This is a genomic window from Gilvibacter sp. SZ-19 (assembly GCF_002163875.1).
Taxonomy (GTDB): Bacteria; Bacteroidota; Bacteroidia; order Flavobacteriales; family Flavobacteriaceae; genus Gilvibacter.
In genome coordinates, this window is record NZ_CP019333.1 from 408,160 (window position 1) to 429,155 (window position 20,996).

22 protein-coding genes are annotated in these 20,996 nt (G+C 44.2%); 12 read left to right on the top strand and 10 right to left on the bottom strand.

Annotated features, from left to right (window positions below):
- The first annotated feature begins 266 nt into the window (after positions 1 to 266).
- On the top strand, positions 267 to 1,736 hold the full coding sequence (locus tag BTO09_RS01890) for a hypothetical protein (protein WP_157663401.1): 1,470 nt from the start codon (positions 267 to 269) through the stop codon (positions 1,734 to 1,736).
- A gap of 59 nt (positions 1,737 to 1,795) precedes the next feature.
- Here BTO09_RS01890 and BTO09_RS01895 read toward each other — a convergent pair whose 3' ends face one another.
- Positions 1,796 to 2,806, bottom strand: coding sequence for a 3-oxoacyl-ACP synthase III family protein (locus tag BTO09_RS01895; RefSeq protein ID WP_087523052.1), 1,011 nt, complete (start codon positions 2,804 to 2,806; stop codon positions 1,796 to 1,798).
- A 139-nt stretch (positions 2,807 to 2,945) separates the two neighbouring features.
- Here BTO09_RS01895 and BTO09_RS01900 point away from each other — a divergent pair, with 139 nt between their 5' ends.
- Positions 2,946 to 5,402, top strand: coding sequence for a prolyl oligopeptidase family serine peptidase (locus tag BTO09_RS01900; protein ID WP_087523053.1), 2,457 nt, complete (start codon positions 2,946 to 2,948; stop codon positions 5,400 to 5,402).
- A 51-nt stretch (positions 5,403 to 5,453) separates the two neighbouring features.
- Here the strand turns inward: BTO09_RS01900 and BTO09_RS01905 are convergent, their stop codons facing one another.
- Positions 5,454 to 6,761, bottom strand: a complete 1,308-nt coding sequence (locus BTO09_RS01905) for an AarF/ABC1/UbiB kinase family protein (RefSeq protein ID WP_087523054.1) — start codon at positions 6,759 to 6,761, stop codon at positions 5,454 to 5,456.
- Positions 6,762 to 6,794: 33 nt separating this feature from the next.
- Positions 6,795 to 7,448 (bottom strand): TetR family transcriptional regulator C-terminal domain-containing protein, encoded by a 654-nt coding sequence (locus BTO09_RS01910; protein WP_087523055.1) that lies wholly within the window; start codon positions 7,446 to 7,448, stop codon positions 6,795 to 6,797.
- 164 nt (positions 7,449 to 7,612) lie between these two features.
- Between BTO09_RS01910 and htpG the strand changes: the two genes are divergently transcribed.
- The 4 genes from htpG (at position 7,613) to BTO09_RS01930 (ending at position 12,323) form a co-directional block, all read left to right on the top strand.
- Positions 7,613 to 9,499 (top strand): molecular chaperone HtpG, encoded by a 1,887-nt coding sequence (gene htpG / locus BTO09_RS01915; RefSeq protein ID WP_087525463.1) that lies wholly within the window; start codon positions 7,613 to 7,615, stop codon positions 9,497 to 9,499.
- An 82-nt stretch (positions 9,500 to 9,581) separates the two neighbouring features.
- On the top strand, positions 9,582 to 11,363 hold the full coding sequence (locus BTO09_RS01920; protein ID WP_087523056.1) for a DUF885 family protein: 1,782 nt from the start codon (positions 9,582 to 9,584) through the stop codon (positions 11,361 to 11,363).
- Positions 11,363 to 11,719 (top strand): MauE/DoxX family redox-associated membrane protein, encoded by a 357-nt coding sequence (locus tag BTO09_RS01925; protein ID WP_087523057.1) that lies wholly within the window; start codon positions 11,363 to 11,365, stop codon positions 11,717 to 11,719. Before BTO09_RS01920 ends, BTO09_RS01925 begins: the two co-directional genes overlap by 1 nt.
- The gene (locus BTO09_RS01930; protein ID WP_087523058.1) at positions 11,712 to 12,323 is read left to right on the top strand and encodes an alpha-ketoglutarate-dependent dioxygenase AlkB; all 612 of its coding nucleotides are present in this window, start codon (positions 11,712 to 11,714) and stop codon (positions 12,321 to 12,323) included. Before BTO09_RS01925 ends, BTO09_RS01930 begins: the two co-directional genes overlap by 8 nt.
- On the opposite strand, the gene BTO09_RS01935 is transcribed toward BTO09_RS01930, so the two are convergent.
- Both BTO09_RS01935 and BTO09_RS01940 read right to left on the bottom strand, forming a co-directional pair.
- Positions 12,307 to 12,696, bottom strand: a complete 390-nt coding sequence (locus BTO09_RS01935; RefSeq protein WP_087523059.1) for a hypothetical protein — start codon at positions 12,694 to 12,696, stop codon at positions 12,307 to 12,309. The two genes, BTO09_RS01930 and BTO09_RS01935, sit on opposite strands and share 17 nt — an antisense overlap.
- Positions 12,697 to 12,733: 37 nt before the next feature.
- Positions 12,734 to 13,510, bottom strand: coding sequence for a S1/P1 nuclease (locus BTO09_RS01940; protein WP_087523060.1), 777 nt, complete (start codon positions 13,508 to 13,510; stop codon positions 12,734 to 12,736).
- 120 nt (positions 13,511 to 13,630) lie between these two features.
- Between BTO09_RS01940 and BTO09_RS01945 the strand changes: the two genes are divergently transcribed.
- The 6 genes from BTO09_RS01945 to BTO09_RS01970 are packed head-to-tail and all read left to right on the top strand — an operon-like array spanning position 13,631 to position 18,259.
- Positions 13,631 to 14,491: an SPFH domain-containing protein gene (locus tag BTO09_RS01945; protein ID WP_087523061.1), complete on the top strand. Its 861-nt coding sequence runs from the start codon at positions 13,631 to 13,633 to the stop codon at positions 14,489 to 14,491.
- 1 nt (position 14,492) lies between these two features.
- On the top strand, positions 14,493 to 15,005 hold the full coding sequence (locus tag BTO09_RS14545; RefSeq protein ID WP_232454983.1) for a hypothetical protein: 513 nt from the start codon (positions 14,493 to 14,495) through the stop codon (positions 15,003 to 15,005).
- A complete protein-coding gene (locus tag BTO09_RS01955) occupies positions 14,992 to 15,924 on the top strand; it encodes a S9 family peptidase (protein WP_087523062.1) in 933 nt (310 codons plus the stop codon). The genes BTO09_RS14545 and BTO09_RS01955 overlap by 14 nt, the downstream gene beginning before the upstream one ends.
- A gap of 2 nt (positions 15,925 to 15,926) precedes the next feature.
- Positions 15,927 to 16,100: an Arc family DNA binding domain-containing protein gene (locus BTO09_RS01960; RefSeq protein ID WP_087523063.1), complete on the top strand. Its 174-nt coding sequence runs from the start codon at positions 15,927 to 15,929 to the stop codon at positions 16,098 to 16,100.
- 58 nt (positions 16,101 to 16,158) lie between these two features.
- Complete coding sequence (locus BTO09_RS01965) at positions 16,159 to 17,493, top strand: DUF819 domain-containing protein (RefSeq protein WP_087523064.1); 1,335 nt, start codon at positions 16,159 to 16,161, stop codon at positions 17,491 to 17,493.
- 46 nt (positions 17,494 to 17,539) lie between these two features.
- Positions 17,540 to 18,259 carry a DUF4369 domain-containing protein gene (locus tag BTO09_RS01970; protein WP_087523065.1) on the top strand — a complete coding sequence of 240 codons (720 nt, stop codon included), beginning with the start codon at positions 17,540 to 17,542 and terminating at the stop codon, positions 18,257 to 18,259.
- Here BTO09_RS01970 and BTO09_RS01975 read toward each other — a convergent pair whose 3' ends face one another.
- The 5 genes from BTO09_RS01975 to idi are packed head-to-tail and all read right to left on the bottom strand — an operon-like array spanning position 18,260 to position 20,935.
- The gene (locus tag BTO09_RS01975; RefSeq protein WP_087523066.1) at positions 18,260 to 18,526 is read right to left on the bottom strand and encodes a hypothetical protein; all 267 of its coding nucleotides are present in this window, start codon (positions 18,524 to 18,526) and stop codon (positions 18,260 to 18,262) included.
- Positions 18,527 to 18,568: 42 nt separating this feature from the next.
- On the bottom strand, positions 18,569 to 19,549 hold the full coding sequence (locus BTO09_RS01980) for a type I phosphomannose isomerase catalytic subunit (RefSeq protein WP_232454984.1): 981 nt from the start codon (positions 19,547 to 19,549) through the stop codon (positions 18,569 to 18,571).
- A gap of 3 nt (positions 19,550 to 19,552) precedes the next feature.
- A complete protein-coding gene (locus BTO09_RS01985) occupies positions 19,553 to 20,005 on the bottom strand; it encodes a peroxiredoxin (protein ID WP_087523067.1) in 453 nt (150 codons plus the stop codon).
- A gap of 3 nt (positions 20,006 to 20,008) precedes the next feature.
- Entirely contained in the window at positions 20,009 to 20,416 is a 408-nt protein-coding gene (locus BTO09_RS01990) for a 6-carboxytetrahydropterin synthase (protein WP_087523068.1), read from the bottom strand.
- Positions 20,417 to 20,935 carry an isopentenyl-diphosphate Delta-isomerase gene (gene idi / locus BTO09_RS01995; protein ID WP_087523069.1) on the bottom strand — a complete coding sequence of 173 codons (519 nt, stop codon included), beginning with the start codon at positions 20,933 to 20,935 and terminating at the stop codon, positions 20,417 to 20,419.
- Between the last annotated feature and the right edge of the window lie 61 nt (positions 20,936 to 20,996).

Sequence of the window (20,996 nt, forward strand, 5' to 3'; positions counted from 1 at the left end):
GCCTGATACTGTTATAAAAACGTTAAACTCAAGGTGCCAATGAAACATTGGCACCGTTTATGAGTCTATTATAGTACTCACTAGCAAGGTTATAATTTATTTGAATTAGCCATTTAAGTATTAAAACCCCGTGAAGCAAAAATAGAAACGCCCTCTTTTGGAGGGCGTTTTTTTTACCCTGTAATGGTTATTGAATTCAAACCCCACGTCGCTTTTCTTTGGTTGGAATCAAAACCTTATTAATTATGATTTTTAAATCTTATTGTATGCGGATATTCGCTCTCCTTTTTGCGAGTATTCTCTTTGTGGGTTGTTCTTCGGACGACGAGAATCCGAACGACCCCACCGACGACACCTCCGGCGATATGAATGACGACGGACCAACAGATGAGGAAGTACTTGCTGCCGCACGTCAGGCCAATTTAGACATCTTGACCGGTGGCGATGAAATTACTTGGAAAATTGCTACGGCCTTTCTTGAAACTGCAAGTGGAAACATAGAATTGACAGGGAATTTTAACATCGATGACGACGAATTTATTTTTTCAGGTTCACAGCTCGAATGGCGCCCGGCCAATGATGTTAGAACAGACGCGACCTCTTCTGAAGAAACCTTACGCGATTACTACAGAGCACCAATTACAAGTGCTCTAGAGTTTGAACCCGATAGCAGCTCAGACCTAACCGCACTCGAGGGACGAATTTCGTTAAACATAGCAGATGACGGTGCAGTGAGTGCTGTGATAAGACCTTTGCCCAAAGGCGATGGAGATCTACTGCTCACACTAACCCCAAAAAGTGCGGCTGACTACGCAAGCCCACCTGAGGCTGGCTTGAACTTTTCATTTGAGGTCACCTTATTGGCTCCAGGATACATGGGAGACGGAAATGGAGGTCTCATTGGTTCTTACAGTGAAAATAGCTTGTTCCTAGTTCACCGTGACGACACACAAAGCGACGGCACCGCCAATCCAGAACGAATTTTAAAGTATAATTTTTCTGACGGCACACAGACGGAAAACCTCTTTTTTCAATCCGACTTTGTAACCAAAAGACTAAATATCATAGACAATCAGCTTATTGCTTTTGGAGGGCAGTACGCCAATACGTATGATATTGCACTCGGAGCAGCTCCGGAAAGTTCTTTCAATCACGGACTGTTCTTAACCCGATTCGGTCTGGCTGTTCAAGATGACAACGCCTTTATTATCGGGACCGATTTTAGCACAACCGCCAACTCCAATATTACGCGTTATAACTATTTGACCGACGCTTTAGACGTGCTAGGAACTTTGCCCGTAGCTCGTTTTCATGCAGGAACTGAACTGATCAACAATAAGATCTACATCTTTGGTGGACGTGACGACTTTTCTGGTGACTTAGCCTTTACCGAGAGCTTTATATATGACCTAGAAACAGGAAGCACCTCTAGCTTTGATATCCCTGAAGCGGCATATAATACATACGCCTCAAAAGTGGAGAACTTAATCTACGTTGCTTACGAAACTCGCGTAGAAGCAGGAGAACCTGGTGCCTTTGACGACGATAGAAATATCAATTTTGGTGTATACGATACTTTAGATAACAGTTTCACTGTACTCACAGACAATTTGGATGACAGTGATGATCGTAGTACAATTCACGCCATTACTATTTTCAATGGAAAGCTATATGTTGTGTATGGAAACCCAATTACCGACCCTAACAATGTTATGATCTATTCGACCCCGCTTTAATCGTTGTGGGAGTATGATAAAAATAAAGCGCAATGGAGAATCTCATTGCGCTTTTTATATTAAGCCCAGCGTATAATAGCGCTTCCCCAAGTGAAGCCACTACCAAAAGCGGCCAAGACTACCAGGTCTCCGGATTTGATCTTTCCGGCTTCCCAGGCTTCTGTCAATGCAATAGGAATAGAAGCAGCAGTGGTGTTTCCGTACTTTTGAATGTTGTTGAATACCTGATCGTCGCTCAGTCCAAACTTCTTTTGAATGAATTGCGAGATTCTAAGGTTGGCCTGATGCGGAATCAGCATGACAATATCGTCCACACCCAACCCATTGGCTTGCAAGCCTTCTTGGATAACTTCAGAGAAACGCACCACAGCATTCTTAAATACAAACTGACCATTCATATAAGGGAAATAAGGAATATCTTCCTGCGGATCCTCTTCAATGATCTGAGGCACCCAATAACCGGTACTTGGTCCTTGTAAGGCCAATTCGTCCTTGTGTTTTCCTTCTGAGTGTAAATGGGTAGAAAGTATGCCTCCTGCCCCTGTTTCATTTCTAGAAACAACAGCAGCTCCTGCGCCATCGCCAAAGATCACAGAAACTCCACGACCTCTAGTGGTCATGTCTAGGCCACCGCTGTGGTTCTCACTACCGATAACCAATACATTTTTGTACATCCCCGTTTTAATGTATTGATCTGCAGTAGAAAGTGCGTAAACAAAGCCACTACATTGATTGCGCACGTCTAGCGCGGGTACGGTTCCTATTCCGAGTTGGTCTTGTACCTGTACCCCTCCGCCTGGAAAATACATATCCGGACTCAAGGTGGCAAAGATGATAAGTTCAATATCGTTAGGGTCAATTCCTGCACGCTCAATAGCGATTCGGGCTGCCTTGGTTCCCATTACGCTGGTAGTATTACCATCGCCAGGAAGAATGTGGCGACGCTCCTTGATACCCGTACGCTCTTGTATCCAAGCGTCATTAGTATCCATTACTTTAGAAAGATCGTCATTGGTCACCACATGCTCGGGAACGTAGAATCCCAAGCCAGAAATTCGAGATGTATACATAAAAGAATATTAGCTGGTAAAGATACGGTTATTCGCGCTCCGACCCCAATATCAAGGCTTTATCTATTATGCGTGCATAATAAGTTTTAACATCGCTTTATCTAAATTTTGAAGTACCTTTTTGGGAAAATTCACAACCATGCAAAACAAGTTCTTTTTACTTGTCTTGTTGCTGAGCTTTGGCTGGGCGCAAGCACAAGAAAACCTGGAATATCAAAAACCACCACAAGAAATTCTAGAGCTGGTCGATGCGCCATTAGCTCCTGGAGTACAAATCGATTCTAAAGGGGAGTTCGCCGTATTGATCTACCGCGATGCCTTTAAAAGCATAGCAGAACTTTCTGCTCCGGAGATGCGTTTGGGCGGCCTGAGGATCAATCCTAAGACCAATATTGGGAGTCGCACAACCTTTTACAACAACCTGAAAGTTAAGCGTACCGAAGACAAAGAAGCCACTCAAGTTGCTGGTTTGCCCGCAAATCCGAGGCTCAGTGGATTCAGTTGGTCTCCCGATGAATCCAAGATCGCTTGTTTGAACACCACCGATAGCGGTGTTGAAGTTTGGGTGCTGGATATCGCCTCGGCTAAGGTGACCAAACTAACTGACGCTTCTGTGAACGCTAACATGGGCGGAGCCATTCGCTGGTTCAAATCTGGAGATGCCATGCTCGTAAAAATGCTACCCAAAAACAGAAAACCGCTTATAGATGTTGCGGAAGCTGTTCCAACCGGGCCTACAATCTCTGTTAGTGACGGCGCCAAAGCACAGAACAGAACCTATCAGGATCTGCTAAAAAACCCTAACGACGAGCACAATTTTGAACAGCTCGCCATTTCTGAGATCAAAAAAGTGAGCCTAAACGGAACCGTGAGCAACTTTTTACCTCCGGCCATGTACAGAGGAATGAGTTTTTCTCCGGATGGGAAATATGTGATGATCACTAAGATCAAAAAGCCCTTTTCTTATATAGTCCCTTACAGCAGGTTCCCTTACGATGAAACTGTTTACACCACCGATGGAAACTTTGTCGCCACAGTGAACGATGTGCCGCTTAACGAAGTACAACCCAAAGGTTTTATGGCCACTCGCAAAGGCAAGCGCAATATGAGTTGGCGCGCGGACAAAGCTGCTACCCTTTATTGGGCAGAAGCGCAAGACGAAGGTGACCCTGCCGTAGAAGTGCCGTTTAGAGATTTTGTTTATCAATTGTCGGCACCGTTTAGCGGTGAAAAAGAAATGGTGACAAGAACGATTAATCGTTTTAGCGGTATCACTTGGGGAACCGACAACACGGCTGTACTTTACGACTACTGGTGGAACACTCGAAACACCAAGACCTATTTGTTCGATCCGTCAAAACCAGAGATGGACCCAAAAGTGATCACAGACAGAAACTATCAGGATCAGTATAGCGATCCGGGAGATTTTGTGACCACAAAAAACAAATACGATCGGTATGTGTTAGACGTTCAAAACGGCAAGGCCTTTTTAATGGGTGCTGGTTATACTCCAGAAGGACAATTCCCTTTTGTTGACGAAATGGACCTGGCTACACAAAAGACCAAAAGATTATATCGATCCGAATACACCGATAAGTTAGAACGCCTCTACTCCGCCATAGATATGAAAAAAGGAGAGATCCTGGTTCGTATTGAAGGACAGACAGAGTATCCGAATTATTACATCAGAAACATCAAAAAGAAAAACGCTTTAAAACCGCTGACCTCTTTTGAGAATCCGTTCAAAAGTCTGCAAGGGGTTCACAAAGAGGTAATCACCTATAAGCGCGATGACGGTTTGGATCTGGAGGGAACCCTATATCTGCCGATAGGTTATGACAAAGAAAAAAAGGAGAAGATGCCGATGATCCTCTGGGCTTATCCTAGAGAATACAAGGACAAAAGCTCTGCTTCTCAAAGCACCACCAACCCTAATGAGTTCATATATCCGTATTACGGGTCGCCTATTTACTGGGTGACGCGCGGCTATGTGGTCTTGGATGATGCAGCTTTCCCAATAGTGGGCGAAGGAGACGAAGAGCCCAATGATACCTTTAGACCACAATTGGTGGCCAATGCAAAGGCTGCAATTGATGCCGTTGATGCCATGGGCTATATAGACAGATCTCGAGTTGGGGTTGGCGGACACAGTTACGGAGCTTTTATGGTTGCGAACCTGCTGAGTCATTCTGATCTGTTTGCCGCCGGAATTGCGCGTTCTGGAGCTTACAACAGAACCTTGACACCTTTTGGTTTCCAAAGTGAGCAGCGTAGCTATTGGGATTCTCCTGAGACCTATTACACCATGTCACCGTTCATGCATGCGGACAAGATGAAAACTCCGCTGTTGTTAGTACACGGGGAGGCCGATAATAACTCCGGGACTTACCCACTGCAAAGTGAGCGTTATTTCAATGCTTTAAAAGGATTGGGCGCAACGGCACGTTTGGTGATGCTCCCTAAAGAAAGTCATGGGTATCGTGCAAAGGAAAGTATTATGCACCTGCTTTGGGAACAAGATACTTGGTTAGAGACCTATGTAAAGAACAAGAAGTCTCAAGAATTGAATACTGGTTCGGAGAGTTTTAAGAACTAATCGAAGCGTACAGAGTAAACCTTTTCAAGGCTTTTGCGTAGTTTAATCAGCTTACGCAAAAGCCTTGAAGTTGTTTATGCGGACTGTTGCTCCCAGATCGTTGAGCAAATTGTAAAGTCCAAAGAAGGTTCTGTTGATGTATAAGAAGTGCTTAGAACCTCGGTTCCCGTTCATTTTACGCAGCTCGGTATCCTTAGAGTACTTTTCGCCAAGCTCGGCGATCTTACCAAAAAAGACCTCATCAGAAAAGTCGAAGACCTCCTTATGGAATGGTTGGGTGAATAAACTCAGCATTTCTTTAAAGAGTTCTGTAAAGAATACGCGCTCTTCTGGAGTATCGGTGTCCTTAATGATCTCTAATTGTTCTAATTTCTCTGCAAAGAAGCTTTCATTCTCAATGGCTCCTGGTTCAGCCAATTGAAAATAAGGCGTGTAGAACTCTTCCGGTACTTTTTTGATGCAACCAAAGTCTATTGCAATTAACTGACCGGCTTCGTTAACCAAGAAATTTCCTGGATGCGGGTCGGCATGCACGGCTTTTAGCTCGTGCATCTGGTACATATAAAAATCCCAAAGGGTTTGCCCTATCTTATCGGCTAAAGCCTGATCGGTATTTCGGGCGGCAAACTCACTGAGGTGTTTCCCATGCATATAGTCCATGGTAATGATACGTTCATTGGAAAGCTCCGGATAATAGGTCGGGAAAACCAAATTATCGATATGTCCACAAGCTTTAGAAATGTCTTGACTTTGTTTTACCTCTAAGACATAATCGGTCTCTTCCAAAAGTTTTTCTTCTACTTCTTTGAAGTATTTGGCGGAGTCCTTCCCTTTGAGGTTGAACATTTTAACCGCGACCGGTTTAACCAAGGCCAGATCACTACTAATACTGTCTGCTACCCCGGGATATTGGATCTTAACTGCGAGCTCCTTCCCGTCTTTCTCTGCCTTGTGTACTTGCCCAATGGAAGCAGCGGCTACAGATTCCGGGTTGAAGCCGTCATACAAGGTCTCTGGATACTCTCCGAAGTAACGTTTAAAGGTCTTACGCACTAAAGGAGCCGATAAAGGAGGTACCGAGAACTGCGCCAAGGAGAATTTCTCCACATAAGCTTTGGGCAAAATGCTCTTTTCCATACTGAGCATCTGTGCGACCTTCAAGGCGCTACCTTTCAGCTGCTTTAAACCGTCATAGATGTCTGCGGCATTGTCTTCGTTGAGCTTATCTTTAGAAAGCTCGGGGTTGACGAGTTTTTCGCCATAATATTTCAAATAGTTGCCTCCAACCTTAACCCCTGTAGTAACCAGCTTTGAGGCACGCTGTAATTTATTGGTAGGGATCTTGTCTATGGTCTTCATCTATATCTTTCTGTTTGTGATCGTTTGATTCGATTATGCCATTTTTTCCTTCCAGAGGAATTTTCCAAAATCGATGATACTTTCTAAAGGCGTGGTCTCAAAGACATCAAAAATCACGCGGACCGACTTCTCGATAGCCACATCTGTCTTTTCGAAGCCTTTGGAAGTGTCATCCATCCAATATTTGAGTAGGAATAAGAACTGTACCCAAGCACCTTCTGAAAAGATAGAAACCGGATGTTTTAATATTTTGAGTTGTTTTTCGTCGTTATTCTCTTGAATCAACTCCCCAGAAAACTCCTTGATCGCTTTTCTAAGCTCACTGAGTTCTTTCAGCGATTTCATCTTATCCTTTTTGCCTTTTAAACTAAACAGTACATAGCTTCGGTTAGCCGTCAGCACTTCGAACAAGGTATAGAACATGGTTAGCATTTTATCCTTGGCAGAGAGGGCCTCGTAACCGTCTGCCTGCAGCATCACCTCGTGGGCATTGTCAAAGAATTGCTTCCAGATGTTCTTTCTCAGGGCTTCGAAAGATCCTGCCACTTGGTAAAACTGATCTTCCGGGATCTCTTCGTGCTTGCAGAATTTATAGACAGAAACAGGCTCGTGCTCGTGCTCCATCACATATTCCATATACTTGCTAATGATGTCGTTGGCCGATAAATTTTTCTTCTTTGCAGTCATGGTGGATAATTTGTACAAATTTACTAAATGTTTAATCTTTAATAAAATACTTTAAACAAAAATTAAGGATATTTTTGCCAGCTCGTGACAAGCTGTCAGCCCAGGGAGGCTTGGTATTTTATTTGCTTATTGGTTTGTCGTTAAAAAATGAAAAACGCTACACTATGAGCACCGGAAATATCAATGTATCAGTAGAAAACATCTTTCCATTAATCAAGAAGTTCCTCTACAGCGATCACGAGATCTTTTTACGAGAATTGATCTCTAATGCTACGGATGCAACTTTGAAACTCAAACACCTCACCTCTATTGGCGAAGCCAAGGTGGAATACGGCGATCCTAAGATCGAGATCATCGCCGATAAGGACACCAACACCCTGAGGATCATTGACCAAGGAATTGGTATGAGCGCAGAGGAGGTAGAGAAATACATCAACCAGATCGCGTTCTCTGGCGCAGAAGAGTTCATTGAAAAATACAAGGACAAAGAAGGCGAAGAAGCGGGTATCATTGGTCACTTTGGATTGGGATTTTATTCTGCCTTTATGGTGGCCGATAAGGTTGAGATCATAACCAAGTCCTATACCGACGCTCCTGCAGCTCACTGGACTTGTGATGGTTCACCAAAATATACGCTAGAAGCTCACGATAAGACCGACCGCGGCACAGAGATCATCTTGCACATTGCAGAAGACAGCACCGAATTCTTAGAAGAAGGTCGCATTATGGAATTGTTGACCAAATACAACAAGTTCATGCCGATCCCGATCAAATTCGGAACCAAGACCGAAACCCTCCCCCTACCGGAAGACGCTGCAGACGATGCCAAACCAGAAACCGTAGAGGTAGATCGAATTGTCAATAACCCGAACCCAGCTTGGACCAAAGCTCCTGCAGACCTTGAAGAAAAGGACTATGCAGATTTCTATCGGGAAATGTACCCGATGCAGTTCGAGCAGCCACTGTTCCACATCCACCTGAATGTGGACTATCCGTTCAACTTGACAGGGATCTTGTATTTCCCAAAACTCAGCAACGACCTGAACATCCAGAAAGATCGTATTCAGTTGTATCAGAACCAGGTATTCGTAACCGACAATGTAGAAGGCATAGTACCTGAGTTCTTGACTATGCTACGCGGAGTGATAGATTCTCCGGATATTCCACTAAACGTTTCTAGAAGTTATCTGCAAGCCGATGGCGCTGTGAAAAAGATCTCTAGTTACATCACCCGCAAGGTGGCCGACAAGCTAAAATCGCTCTTTAAGAATGACCGCGAGGCTTTTGAGCAAAAGTGGAACGACATTAAGATCGTTATAGAATACGGGATGCTCTCTGAGGATAAGTTCTACGAAAAAGCACAGGATTTTGCCTTGTATCCTACCGTAGATGGTACCTATTACACCTTTGAAGAACTTCGCGAGAAGATCAAAGATGCGCAAACGGACAAAGACGATAAGTTGGTGGTACTTTATGCTTCAGACAAAGAAGCGCAGCATGCCTATATCGAAACGGCCAAAACAAAAGGGTATGAAGTATTGCTGTTAGACAGTCCTATTGTATCACACCTGATCCAGAAATTGGAGTCTAAGTTTGAGAATACCAACTTTGTTCGCGTAGATGGCGATCATATTGACAACCTCATCAAAAAAGACGATACAACTATCTCTAAGCTCTCTGACGAGCAAAAAGAGACACTTTCTAGTTTGTTGACCGAGGTGATCCCGCAGGATAAATTCAGCGTACAACTGGAAGCTATGGACTCGGAAGCAAATCCATTTGTGATCACCCAACCGGAATTCATGCGTCGTATGAAAGAGATGCAACAGACCGGAGGTGGTATGTTTGGAATGGGCAATATGCCAGAGATGTACAATTTGGTGGTCAATACAAACCACGAGCTCATTGGACAGATCTTGGAGACCAAGACCCAGAAAAAGAAAGAGCGCCTTATCAATCAGGCCCTTGACTTGGCCAAACTGTCGCAGAACTTACTCAAGGGAGAAGCCCTTACCGAGTTTATAAAACGCAGTTATGACATGATCAAGTAAGCTTGACAAAACAATGCAAAGCCGCCTTAAAGGGCGGCTTTTTTGTATCTTTAAAACATCAAAAAGACTAAACCAAACTAAAATGCGCATTCTATTTTCACTATCGTTACTGCTGCTTGTACTTTTTTCGTGTAAAGAAGCTGAAGAGCAAACCACAACTGCCGACGGCTCAGAAGCTCTGGCGCAACTCCTCGAGGACTTTAAAGCCGAGAGTTATGAACTCTATCCGTGGAACGCCACTTTCGAAGGTGACAGCCGCTTTAATAATTTGCTGCCCAACTTTTACACCATGGAGTTTCGCGACAAAGAATTGGCTTATTACAAGAAGTACAAAGAAGCCGTTATCGCGATAGACGACGCAGATCTGGACGAGAACGAACTGCTCAGTAAAAAGATTTTGCTGTGGGAATGCGAGCGTAATATAGAAGGCAAAGATTTTCCTGGAGAACTCTTGCCTGTAGATCAATTCAATTCGCCTATTTTGATGTTTGCCCAGTTAGGAAGTGGACAAAGTGCGCAACCCTTTACCAATAAAAAGGATTATACCAACTGGTTAGAACGTCTCGACGCTATGCTACCCATAGTAGATACAGCCATGGTGAATATGGAAAAAGGAATTGCTCAAGGCATAGTTTTACCTCAAGCTTTGACCAAAAAGGTATTGCCTCAAATTAAGAGCTTGGTAAGTGAATCTGCGGAGCAAAGTTTGTTTTACAGTCCAATACGAATGCTGCCGGAAGATATGGACCAAGCGGTAAAAGACAGCCTTACACAGGCCTACACAACCATGATCAACGACAAGCTTTCGCCTAAGCTTGAGGAGCTGTACAACTATCTTGAGAACACCTACTTGCCAGCCAGTCGCGAGAGCTCGGGTTATTCTGATATTCCCGGAGGCGCTGAGCAATATAACCGTTTGATCAAATTGTACACCACTACTGATATGACTGCGGATGAGATCCATCAACTGGGACTCAACGAAGTAGCGCGTATTCGCGCCGCCATGGAACAAGTAAAAGCTCAGGTTGGTTTTGAGGGAGATCTGAAGGCCTTCTTTGATCATGTGCGCACCAATAAAGAGCTTATGCCATTTACAGATCCGCAGCAAGTGATAGACAACTTCAACGCCATTCACGACAAAATGAAACCGCAGATCGACAAATTGTTCGACATGCAACCCAAAACCGAGTTTGAGGTCCGCAGAACGGAAAAGTTCCGCGAAGCTTCTGCCAGTGCGCAATACAACCCAGGATCCTTAGACGGCACCCGCCCAGGGATTTTCTATGTACCGATTCCAGACGTGACCAGCTATAATATTTATTCGGATGAGGATCTGTTCTTACACGAGGCAATACCCGGACATCACTTTCAAGTATCCTTGACCCAAGAGAACGAGAATCTTCCTCAATTCCGCAAAACACTTTGGTACTCTGCTTATGGAGAGGGCTGGGCCTTGTATACCGAGTCTTTGGGTAAAGAATTAGGTCTTTATGACGATCCCTACCAATACTTTGGAATGTTGAGTGCAGAGATGCACCGTGCCATTCGCTTAGTGGTAGATACCGGAATTCACACCAAAGGCTGGAGCCGTGAGAAGGCTATACAATACTCCTTGGACAATGAAGCGGAAAGCGAAGCTAGTATTACTGCGGAGATAGAACGGTATATGGCTATTCCAGGACAAGCGTTGTCTTACAAGATCGGGCAGCTAAAGATCTTGGAGCTACGCGCCAAGGCAGAACAGGAGTTGGGCGATAATTTTGATATCAAATCTTTCCACAACGAAATACTGGAGAGCGGTAGTTTACCACTAGCCCTTTTAGAAGAGAAAATCAATGCTTGGATCAATTCCCTGAAACCCTAATGAACTTTCCTTGGCACCAATATTTACTGGCCGTGATATTTATCGCGGCTGGCGCAGCGCATTTTAAATGGCCACATATCTATAAAAAGATCATGCCTCCCTACTTACCGGCGCATGACACCTTGATCATTATTAGTGGTATGCTAGAGATGGTCTTTGGCCTTATGCTTGTGAGCAGTGACGGAACCACCAGAGTAGCTGCTTGGGGTATCATTGTACTGCTGATCTTATTCTTACCCGTCCATATTTATATGTTGCAGGAAAAGGAAGCGCGAATGAAATTACCTGTTTGGGTATTGATACTGCGCGTTCCCTTACAGTTTGGACTGATGTATTGGGCTTGGCAATATGTCTGATCTGTTTGGCAATAGCGAACCAGAACCTATTCGCCTGCCCCTAGCTGGAGCAGACGCCATTTACTACCCTAATTTTATCGCTGCCAATGAGTCTGAAGTACTTTTTGAGCAATTACTCGCAGAAACAGCCTGGCAGCAAGACGATATAAAGGTATTTGGAAAGGTCTACGCTCAGCCAAGGCTTACGGCCTTGTATGCGGAAAACGAGCAACCCTACTCCTACTCCAACATCACCATGTACCCAAGGCCGTTTACTCCTTTACTGCTTAATCTTAAAGAGCGGATAGAGAAAGTCACAGATGCAGCTTTTACAACAGTCTTATTGAATTTGTATCGCAATGGCAACGATTCTAACGGTTGGCATGCAGACGATGAAAAAGAATTGGGACAAAACCCTGTAATAGCCAGCTTGAGTTTTGGAGCAACTCGTGTGTTCAAGTTTAGGGAAAAAGCCGACAAAAGCAACACCTATAAGCTGGAACTAGGAGCTGGTAGTTTACTCTTGATGCAAGGCGCAACGCAACATCTCTGGCAGCATCAGATCCCCAAAACAAAAAAAGAAGTCGGCCCCAGGATAAATCTAACCTTTAGAGTTCTGATTTAGTCCATTGTAGAGCGCGATAGGCCGACTTAAGATAGATCAAGATGGCCAATGTGCCTATGTGATAAAGAATATGGATATCTGGTGTCCCTATAAACAAAAAGGCCATAATAATTAAGGTGATATACACTCCAAGGTTTAAGGCCTCTCGTATGACCAGATTACTGACAATTAAGGCTCCGACAAAGAATTCGGCAAAGGGAAACATCATGATCAAGGCTTCCGAAAGGTTTCCTGGTGGGAGTACTTTGTCAAATCGAGTGCTTACAAAAGCTGTATACTGCTCCAACAGAAGTATTCTGTAAATGCCGTGACCGCCGATCAGAAAACCGGCCATATAGCGAAAAAATGTAGTGAGGTTTGTAGACTGCTTCATGGGTAGAAGCAAATTACGCAGAACTTCTCAGAATTTCTTACGCAAAAACCTCATTTAAAATAATGGCTAGACGGATACCTCCTTTGTGCAATTGCATCCGTAATTTATCCATATATAGGTAAGCGTAGCGGTATTTTAAGTTGGCTCCAACCTTGGTATTGGCATAGATATCCTCACACAAAGCTCGAGATTCTCGCATCCAGTCGTAATGGGTTCCTTGAGCGACTGCCTCCACCTCTTCTGGGCTGAGATAAGGCGCTGTGGCAGCCAATTCCATATAAGACATCTTGTAATAGTCTAGCAGGCTGCTGTCCCAAATGCTGTGCAAGTTCGTTCCCTCGTCAAACCATTGCACTTGGAAGCGGTTACCTCCGCGATCGTCAGCTATCCCAACATGTAATGGCTGGTGCAGATCGCCTACAAAATGTACGAGCATCTTTAAATGAAAGGCCTTTTCTTCTTTACTCGAGTTCGGATCTTTGAGCACTTTAATGGCTGTGTCTATGCCTACCATAAGATCGCCATACTCACTCTTTGGGTGTTTGTCGTAATCACTTCCAAAGGGATAGTTCACATAATGCCATGGCCCATATGCTCGGTATAGGGTGTCACTTTTAATCTCATCCGCATAGGTAGAGACCAAGGCGAGCGATTTATTATCGAGTAAGTCATTGACAGCTGCAAGGGCTTTTGGACTAAGATACTTAGTGGCTATTTCGCCAGTGGCGCGATGCCCGGTCTTGCCCCAGTCTGCAAAAGAAACTTGAGCAGTCATTAAAAAGACCAATACTAAAAGGGAAGTGCGTAGTCGCATAGTTGGGTTTTTTACAAAGATAACTATTGCCTCGTAAAAAAAATTTGAAAAAAGTGTAACGTTTTTGAAAAAAGTGATACTTTTATTATATCATATTGATATCATTTTAAATCTAACACTATGACAAACGAAAAAATCATCGTACCCATGAACGGTTACATCATGCTGTTCTTTACCCTTGCCGCTATTATCGGTGGGATCGCGGGTATTATTAGCTTGCGCAGTCCTTGGATGGCCGGTTTATTGATCCTAGGATTCTTTCTTCTGCCTGGTCTTGTGATGATCAATCCAAACGGAAGCCGCGTGTTATTACTGTTTGGTAAGTATGTAGGTACCATAAAGAAGAATGGCTTGTTTTGGGTCAATCCCTTTTACACCAAGAAAAAAATCTCCTTACGTGCCAGAAACTTCGACAGTGAGCGTTTAAAAGTGAACGACAAACTCGGAAACCCGGTAAACATCAGTACCATTTTAGTTTGGCGTGTTCAGGATACGCACAGGGCTGCTTTTGACGTTGATAACTACGAGCACTTTGTTCGCGTACAGACCGATGCCGCTGTAAGAGAGCTTGCAAGTATGTATCCTTACGACAACTTCGCAGACGAAGGCCTCGAAGAAGAGATCACCCTGCGCTCAAGTACTCAAGAGGTGAATCAGGCACTAGAAAACGAATTGACAGATCGCTTGGCCATTGCTGGTATCGAAGTACTAGAGTCTCGCATCGGTTATTTGGCCTACGCCAATGAGATCGCTTCGGCTATGTTGAAGCGTCAGCAGGCTACAGCTATCGTGGCTGCGCGACACAAGATCGTGGAAGGCGCCGTGAGCATGGTAGAAATGGCCCTAGAAGAGCTCAGTAAAAAACAAGTAGTAGACTTGGACGAAGAGCGCAAAGCAGCTATGGTAAGCAATCTAATGGTGATCCTTTGCGGAGATAAAGATGCTTCTCCAGTAGTAAACGCAGGAACATTAAACACTTAGTATGCGCGTTTTTAATGAAACACAAAAGTTCAATCAAGGGTGGTTAAGAGTGGTACTGATCTCGGTAGCAGGCTTGACCACGCTGCCTATTTTCTTTTTAGTCGATTGGCAAGGCATTGGACAAACTGAGCTTATCATTGTTGGAGGTGCATTGGCATTGACTTTAGGTTTGTTGTTCTTTATAATGTTCATCTTCCGCTTAGAAACTCGGATCGATGAAAAAGGAATCCACTACGGGTTTCATCCCATTCCAGGCAAGAACAATCTGCAATCCTGGGATGCGATTACTAAAGCTTATGTAAGAAACTACAGTGCGATCGGCGAATACGGAGGTTGGGGCTATCGTGTAAGTTTTAGCAAATCTAAAGGCAAGGCCTATAATGTTTCCGGCAATGTCGGAATACAACTCGAACTCAAGAACGGAAAGAAGGTACTAATCGGAACCCAACAAAAAGATGCGGCCACCTCAGCCATAAACTATTACCTAAAAACAACTGGTCATGAAGCTAATTAAGGTTATCATTTTATCTATAATACTAACTGCTCAGGCACTGGCACAAGATGTCAACTTTGAAAGTGTAGACCTGAAAGTAACTTCCTTGGTAGAAGGAACCTTACTACGCCCGGCGGATCAGTCTGCAGTGCCTTTAGTGATCATTATTCAAGGCTCTGGACCAACAGATCGTGACGGGAACCAACCCATGGTGATGAACAACTCCTTAAAATACCTGGCACAAGGCTTAAGTGAGGCTGGAATTGCCAGTTTTCGTTATGATAAACGGATCATGCCCATGCTTCGCAACAGAACCCTGAACGAAGCTACACTCTCTTTCAATGATTTTGTGGACGATGCTAAAGCTGTGCTGAAATATTTTCAAAACAGCGGAGCTTTTAGTGAAATTCATATTGCAGGGCATTCTCAAGGATCTCTTGTAGGCATGCTCGCCGCGCAAGAAGGAGCTGACGGTTTTATTTCTTTGGCAGGAGCGGGTCAATCGATAGACGAAGTGATCATTGACCAGCTAGAAAGACAGGCTCCAGGCTTGGCAGAAAACGCTCAGCAGGCCTTTACAGACATGCGAACCGAAGGTAAGGCCGAACAATTTAGTCCTGGCTTGGCTTCTATTTTCAGAAAAGACATACAACCCTTTATGCTGTCTTGGATGCAGTACGACCCAAAAGTGGAGATCGCAAAATTAAGCTGCCCTGTACTAATAGTAAATGGCAACAAAGACCTGCAGGTGGATGTAGAAGAAGCGCAACTCCTTGCCCAGGCAAAACCGGATGCTCAATTCGCTGTAGTGGAGAATATGAATCACGTTTTAAAGTTCATAGAAGGCAGCGATATGGAGAATGCCAAATCCTATAACGAACCCAACAAACCTTTAAGTCCAGGATTCTTAGATATCGTAGTGGACTTTGTAAACCAATAATCATGGCCAAAAAGAAGGCTTTTGCATTGCGGATCAATGAAGACCTCATGAAGGCTGTCGAGAAATGGGCAGCCGATGAGTTCAGATCTACCAATGGCCAGATCGAATGGATGCTGAACAAAGTGCTCAAAGAGGCCAAAAGGTTGCCTAAAAAGAAGGAGGACCCCAAGGACTGAGCAATTGTACTTCCGCTTTCCACTTGGAAATTGTATTTTGCAGCCAAACAACTGCTAAATGACCTTATTTATTACCGAGGTGGTCAAAGACACCACGCCTCTCATTACAAACGACAAGATCGTTTTTGGACTGCTCATGCTCTGCTTGGGCTTTGTTTTTTATACCTCTAGCAAAAAAAGTGGGCCTTGGGCAAAATTCTATAAATACATCCCTGCCCTCTTTATGGCCTATTTTGTGCCGGCTATCTTAACTACTACGGGCATCATAGCCCCAGAATGGACTAGCGTTGCTGCGGATGGAACAGCAACAGAGGCAAGTTCTGGTCTATACCATATGGCCAGTCGCTATTTATTGCCTGCAGCTCTTGTTTTAATGACCTTGAGCTTAGATCTAAAAGGTGTATTTAACCTTGGGCCCAAGGCCTTATGGATGTTCTTGGCAGGTACAGCGGGTATCATTTTAGGAGGACCTTTGGCAGTGCTGATTGTAGGCAGTATTTCTCCAGAAACCGTAGGTGGTGAAGGCGCTGATGCTGTATGGCGAGGGCTATCGACCCTGGCTGGAAGCTGGATCGGTGGTGGTGCCAATCAGAGTGCTATGCTGGAGATCTATGGCTACAATCAGAAACTATACGGACAAATGGTATTTGTCGATATTCTTGTGGCTAACGTCTGGATGGCTATCATTCTTATAGGGATTGGAAAGTCAGCGCGCATAGACCGCTGGCTTAAAGCAGACAATACTGCCATAGAATCGCTCAAGCAAAAAATGACCGCCTTTACCGAAAAAGTGAGTCACAATCCATCTTTAAGCGAACTCATGGTCTTAGGCGCCTTGGCTTTTGGAGCCGTTGGAGCTTCGCACTGGCTGGGCGATATAATGGCAGCCGCGCTCTCCGGATGGGTCGATGGACTTAGCGGACTGACCAAGAACGTATTTAGCTTTTTAGGCAGTTCATTCTTTTGGATGGTCACTATTGCGACCTTGATTGGAGTGCTCTTGAGTTACACCAAAGCCCGTAATTTAGAAGGAGCCGGTGCCAGTAAAATGGGTAGCGTGTTTATATACATCCTTGTAGCAACCATCGGGATGAAAATGGACTTAAGACTTATCTTCAATAACCCTGGATTGATTGTGGTTGGTTTTGTGTGGATGGCAGTTCATGCAGGTATCTTAATTGGCATGGCTAAACTGATCCGCGCGCCTTACTTTTTCTTGGCTGTAGGGAGTCAGGCTAATGTGGGTGGAGCCGCCTCTGCCCCTATCGTAGCTTCGGCATTTCACAGCTCGCTCACTACTGTAGGAGTACTCTTGGCAGTCTTTGGATATGCCATAGGAACCTTAGGTGCAGTGGCTTGTACATTTTTAATGCAATTGGCTGCAGCCTCTTAGGAGAAGCGCCAAAAAATACAGATATTTGCCGCAAATAATTTCAACCATGCGCACTCGAATTTTCGCTTCTGTTTTGATGATTTTAGGTTTGCTGAGCTGCTCCGAGCAAGCCGAAAATAATAGCATTTTGGTGGCCAACATCAAAGACCTCAACAAAGGAAAGGTCTACTTGGAGCGCTTGCAAGACAGCAGTTTGATTCGCATAGATTCGGTTCTGGTAGACGGACAGTCTCCCCTTACTTTGGGCACTAACTTAGAGAGCCCAGAAGTATTATACGTGCATGTTTTGGTAGATGCCAGTGAGCTGATTGATACCCGCATTCCGATCTTTATGGAAAAGGGCACTGTAGAATTGAGCACTCGCTTGAACAATCTTCAAGGTGCGGCTGTAATAAAAGGCTCTCAAAACCACGACAAATGGATGGAATACAAGCAGAATATGAGTCGTTTTACGGATAGAAACTTAGAACTTATCAAGGCATTGATAGAATCTGGGAAGCAGCAGAACGATTCGCTAACTGCAGCCATTGAAGCCCAACAACTACAACTGGTACGCTCAAAGTATTTGGCCACTATCAACTTCGCCACAAACAATACCGCTTATGCCGCATCGCCTTATGTGGTTCTAAATGAGGTGCGTGTAGCCAATACGAATTACCTGGACACGGTATACAATGCCCTACAAGACAGCGTTAGAACAGGAACTTACGGAAAAGCCCTGTACGCCTTGATCAAAGAGCAGCAGGCCGCTGCCAATGAACAATAATTAAAGCTTCGCGAGTTTGTCTAAAAGGGCGTTGCCACGGTCTTCCAATTCTTTGGAAATGGCATTGAAATGCGCCTTTTTGTTCTCAACATCTTTCTGATTGATCTTAGCCGTAAGCTCATCAAAAGTGGTGATAGCCTCGTCTATAATGGCTTCGGATTTTTTACTGTCTGCCTTTGGGTTTTCCAACTCCCAGCCGTAAACGGCCTCGATGATGTCTCCCAATACAAAGTTCAAATCCTTCTTTAAATCTCTAACACTAGCCATAATACTTTATTTTATGGGGTAAAAGTACGCTTTTAAGCGGCATTATGGCACACGAACTTCTAAAAGTTCTGCACCATCGGTTTTAATAACTACACGAGTTGCTGCTGCAGGTATCATGGCTGTCTGCCCTTTAACCAAAGTGGTCTCCTGCCCATTTAGTGTAAAGCTAACGGTTCCGCTCAAACACATATACACCACAAAAGAATCGGTATCGGACAGATCTTGTGTAATGGCAGTTGTTAAAGGTAAATAGCGTGTATCAAAAAAATCAGATCGACACACCTGGTTGCTAGCGTTCTCTTTTTTCGTGTAATTGAGCTTTTGATCGTTAGGAGCATCAAAATTCAGTACATCCAAGGCCTCTTGAGTGTGCAATTCGCGCATTTTTCCGTCGGTTCCTGGTCTGTCCCAATCATAAACGCGATAGGTTATGTCTGAGGTCTGTTGTATCTCGGCCACCATAACTCCTCCGCAAATAGCATGTATGGTACCAGGGGCAATAAAATAGCTATCTCCTGCTTGTACCTTATGAAAATTAAGAAGCGTTCCTAATGCTTTATTATCGAGTGCCTCAGAATAGGTCTCTTTACTTACGGGAGCCTTGAAATCAACGATTAGGTCTGCGTCCTCATCGGCTTGCATGATGTACCACATCTCCGATTTTCCAAAGGAATCGTGGTGCTTTTTTGCATACTCATCCGCAGGATGCACTTGTACAGAAAGGTCTAAGGCAGCATCTATAAACTTAAAGAGTAAAGGAAACACAGGACCGTGCTTGGCATAAAGCCTTTCTCCTAACAGCTCTGCAGGATATTGCTTGAGTAAGGTGTTTAAATCCTGACCTGCCAAAGGACCATTGTTGACCACAGAAATGTTTCCTGGAACTCCAGAGAGTTCCCAGCTTTCTCCTACATTAGGGAGGTCTGTTTTTTTACCAAAATGTGTTTTGATTTTAGTTCCTCCCCACACCTTGTCTTTAAGGATAGGGTTGAACTTAAGGGCGTAAAGGGGCATTGCATCCATTGCTTATAATTTGTTTAATTCCCTAAGTGCCATGCGGATGTGCGGATCGGCCGCCAAGGCCTTAAATCGCTTTATCAAAATGCCATCTGCATTGAACACGTAGGTTTCTCTGCCCGGCAAGATACCAAGCAATGCACTTTTTACACCGAACATTCGACGAACCTGCCCTTTGGCGTCGGCCAATAGCGTAAAGGGTAAGTTAAATCGTTTTGCGAATTTTGCATGAGATTGCTCTGAATCTCCACTAATACCTATCACCTGTACTCCTGCCGCAGTAAAGTCTTCAAAATGATCTCTAAAACTACACGCCTCAGCGGTACATCCTGGGGTGAAATTCTTGGGATAAAAGTAGATCACAGCGGCTTGCCCAGCCAATTCTTTTTGACTGTCAAACTCATTGCCCTCTTGATCTTTCAATGTAAATGCAGGGAGCTGATCGCCAATTTCTAGGGCCATAACTTATCCTTTGTAGGTTACAAAATTGCGCGGGGTCTCGTAGAGCGTCACCTCCAACTCTAGATCACTCGCTATATGAGGACGAAGCCTGTTGTAAATACAAATAGCAATATTCTCTGCCGTAGGGTTCAATTGCTCAAAATCTTTGACCTCCAAATTGAGATTCTTATGATCGTAAGCATCTTCAACCTCCGTCTTAATGATCGCCTTTAAGTCTTCTATACTTATTACAAAGCCCGTTTCAGGATCCACCTCTCCAGTAACTCCTACAACTAATTCGTAATTGTGGCCGTGGTAATGTGGATTGCTGCATTTTCCGAATACAGCGGCATTCTTCGCCTCATCCCAGGCGGGATTGTACAAACGATGCGCTGCGTTAAAATGGGCTTTTCTGTATACGGTCAGACTCATTTATTGACTGATATGCTGATAATATTTCTCAAAGATGATCTTAAACCAAGCTGTATATTGCTCCGGATGGGCCTCGATATCTGCCTTGACATCTTCTATTGGCATCCATTTCCAGGCTTCTACTTCTTCTGGGTTAATCTGCGGCTCCCCTTCGTAATGTCCTACCATTATATGGTCTAACTCATGCTCGGTAAGACCATTGTCAAAAGGGGCCTTATAAATAAACCAGGTTACTTCTTTCAAGGGCGTTTGAAAACCCATTTCTTCTTGTAGCCTTCTGGCTCCAGCTTCCAAATTGGATTCCCCTTCGCGCTGATGACTACAACAGGTATTGGTCCAAAGCCCTGGAGAATGGTATTTCGACAAGGCACGCTGCTGTAGCATAAGCTCGCCATCTCGGTTAAAAACGAAGACAGAAAATGCGCGATGCAATACCGCTTTCTCGTGTGCCTCCATCTTTGGCATCAGCCCAACTTGCTCATCCCGCTCATTGACCAATACCACCATTTCTTCTTTCATATACACGCTTTTACACAAAAGTACGAAAATGCTTTCCTTTAAATGCAAAAAGGCGCTCATA

Excerpts from the sequence above, each read along its gene's own strand:
- BTO09_RS01890 (WP_157663401.1), top strand. The coding sequence starts at position 267 with ATGCGGATATTCGCTCTCCTTTTTGCGAGTATTCTCTTTGTGGGTTGT.
- BTO09_RS01895 (WP_087523052.1), bottom strand. The coding sequence starts at position 2,806 with ATGTATACATCTCGAATTTCTGGCTTGGGATTCTACGTTCCCGAGCAT.
- BTO09_RS01900 (WP_087523053.1), top strand. The coding sequence starts at position 2,946 with ATGCAAAACAAGTTCTTTTTACTTGTCTTGTTGCTGAGCTTTGGCTGG.
- BTO09_RS01905 (WP_087523054.1), bottom strand. The coding sequence starts at position 6,761 with ATGAAGACCATAGACAAGATCCCTACCAATAAATTACAGCGTGCCTCA.
- BTO09_RS01910 (WP_087523055.1), bottom strand. The coding sequence starts at position 7,448 with ATGACTGCAAAGAAGAAAAATTTATCGGCCAACGACATCATTAGCAAG.
- htpG (WP_087525463.1), top strand. The coding sequence starts at position 7,613 with ATGAGCACCGGAAATATCAATGTATCAGTAGAAAACATCTTTCCATTA.
- BTO09_RS01920 (WP_087523056.1), top strand. The coding sequence starts at position 9,582 with ATGCGCATTCTATTTTCACTATCGTTACTGCTGCTTGTACTTTTTTCG.
- BTO09_RS01925 (WP_087523057.1), top strand. The coding sequence starts at position 11,363 with ATGAACTTTCCTTGGCACCAATATTTACTGGCCGTGATATTTATCGCG.
- BTO09_RS01930 (WP_087523058.1), top strand. The coding sequence starts at position 11,712 with ATGTCTGATCTGTTTGGCAATAGCGAACCAGAACCTATTCGCCTGCCC.
- BTO09_RS01935 (WP_087523059.1), bottom strand. The coding sequence starts at position 12,696 with ATGAAGCAGTCTACAAACCTCACTACATTTTTTCGCTATATGGCCGGT.
- BTO09_RS01940 (WP_087523060.1), bottom strand. The coding sequence starts at position 13,510 with ATGCGACTACGCACTTCCCTTTTAGTATTGGTCTTTTTAATGACTGCT.
- BTO09_RS01945 (WP_087523061.1), top strand. The coding sequence starts at position 13,631 with ATGACAAACGAAAAAATCATCGTACCCATGAACGGTTACATCATGCTG.
- BTO09_RS14545 (WP_232454983.1), top strand. The coding sequence starts at position 14,493 with ATGCGCGTTTTTAATGAAACACAAAAGTTCAATCAAGGGTGGTTAAGA.
- BTO09_RS01955 (WP_087523062.1), top strand. The coding sequence starts at position 14,992 with ATGAAGCTAATTAAGGTTATCATTTTATCTATAATACTAACTGCTCAG.
- BTO09_RS01960 (WP_087523063.1), top strand. The coding sequence starts at position 15,927 with ATGGCCAAAAAGAAGGCTTTTGCATTGCGGATCAATGAAGACCTCATG.
- BTO09_RS01965 (WP_087523064.1), top strand. The coding sequence starts at position 16,159 with ATGACCTTATTTATTACCGAGGTGGTCAAAGACACCACGCCTCTCATT.
- BTO09_RS01970 (WP_087523065.1), top strand. The coding sequence starts at position 17,540 with ATGCGCACTCGAATTTTCGCTTCTGTTTTGATGATTTTAGGTTTGCTG.
- BTO09_RS01975 (WP_087523066.1), bottom strand. The coding sequence starts at position 18,526 with ATGGCTAGTGTTAGAGATTTAAAGAAGGATTTGAACTTTGTATTGGGA.
- BTO09_RS01980 (WP_232454984.1), bottom strand. The coding sequence starts at position 19,549 with ATGGATGCAATGCCCCTTTACGCCCTTAAGTTCAACCCTATCCTTAAA.
- BTO09_RS01985 (WP_087523067.1), bottom strand. The coding sequence starts at position 20,005 with ATGGCCCTAGAAATTGGCGATCAGCTCCCTGCATTTACATTGAAAGAT.
- BTO09_RS01990 (WP_087523068.1), bottom strand. The coding sequence starts at position 20,416 with ATGAGTCTGACCGTATACAGAAAAGCCCATTTTAACGCAGCGCATCGT.
- idi (WP_087523069.1), bottom strand. The coding sequence starts at position 20,935 with ATGAAAGAAGAAATGGTGGTATTGGTCAATGAGCGGGATGAGCAAGTT.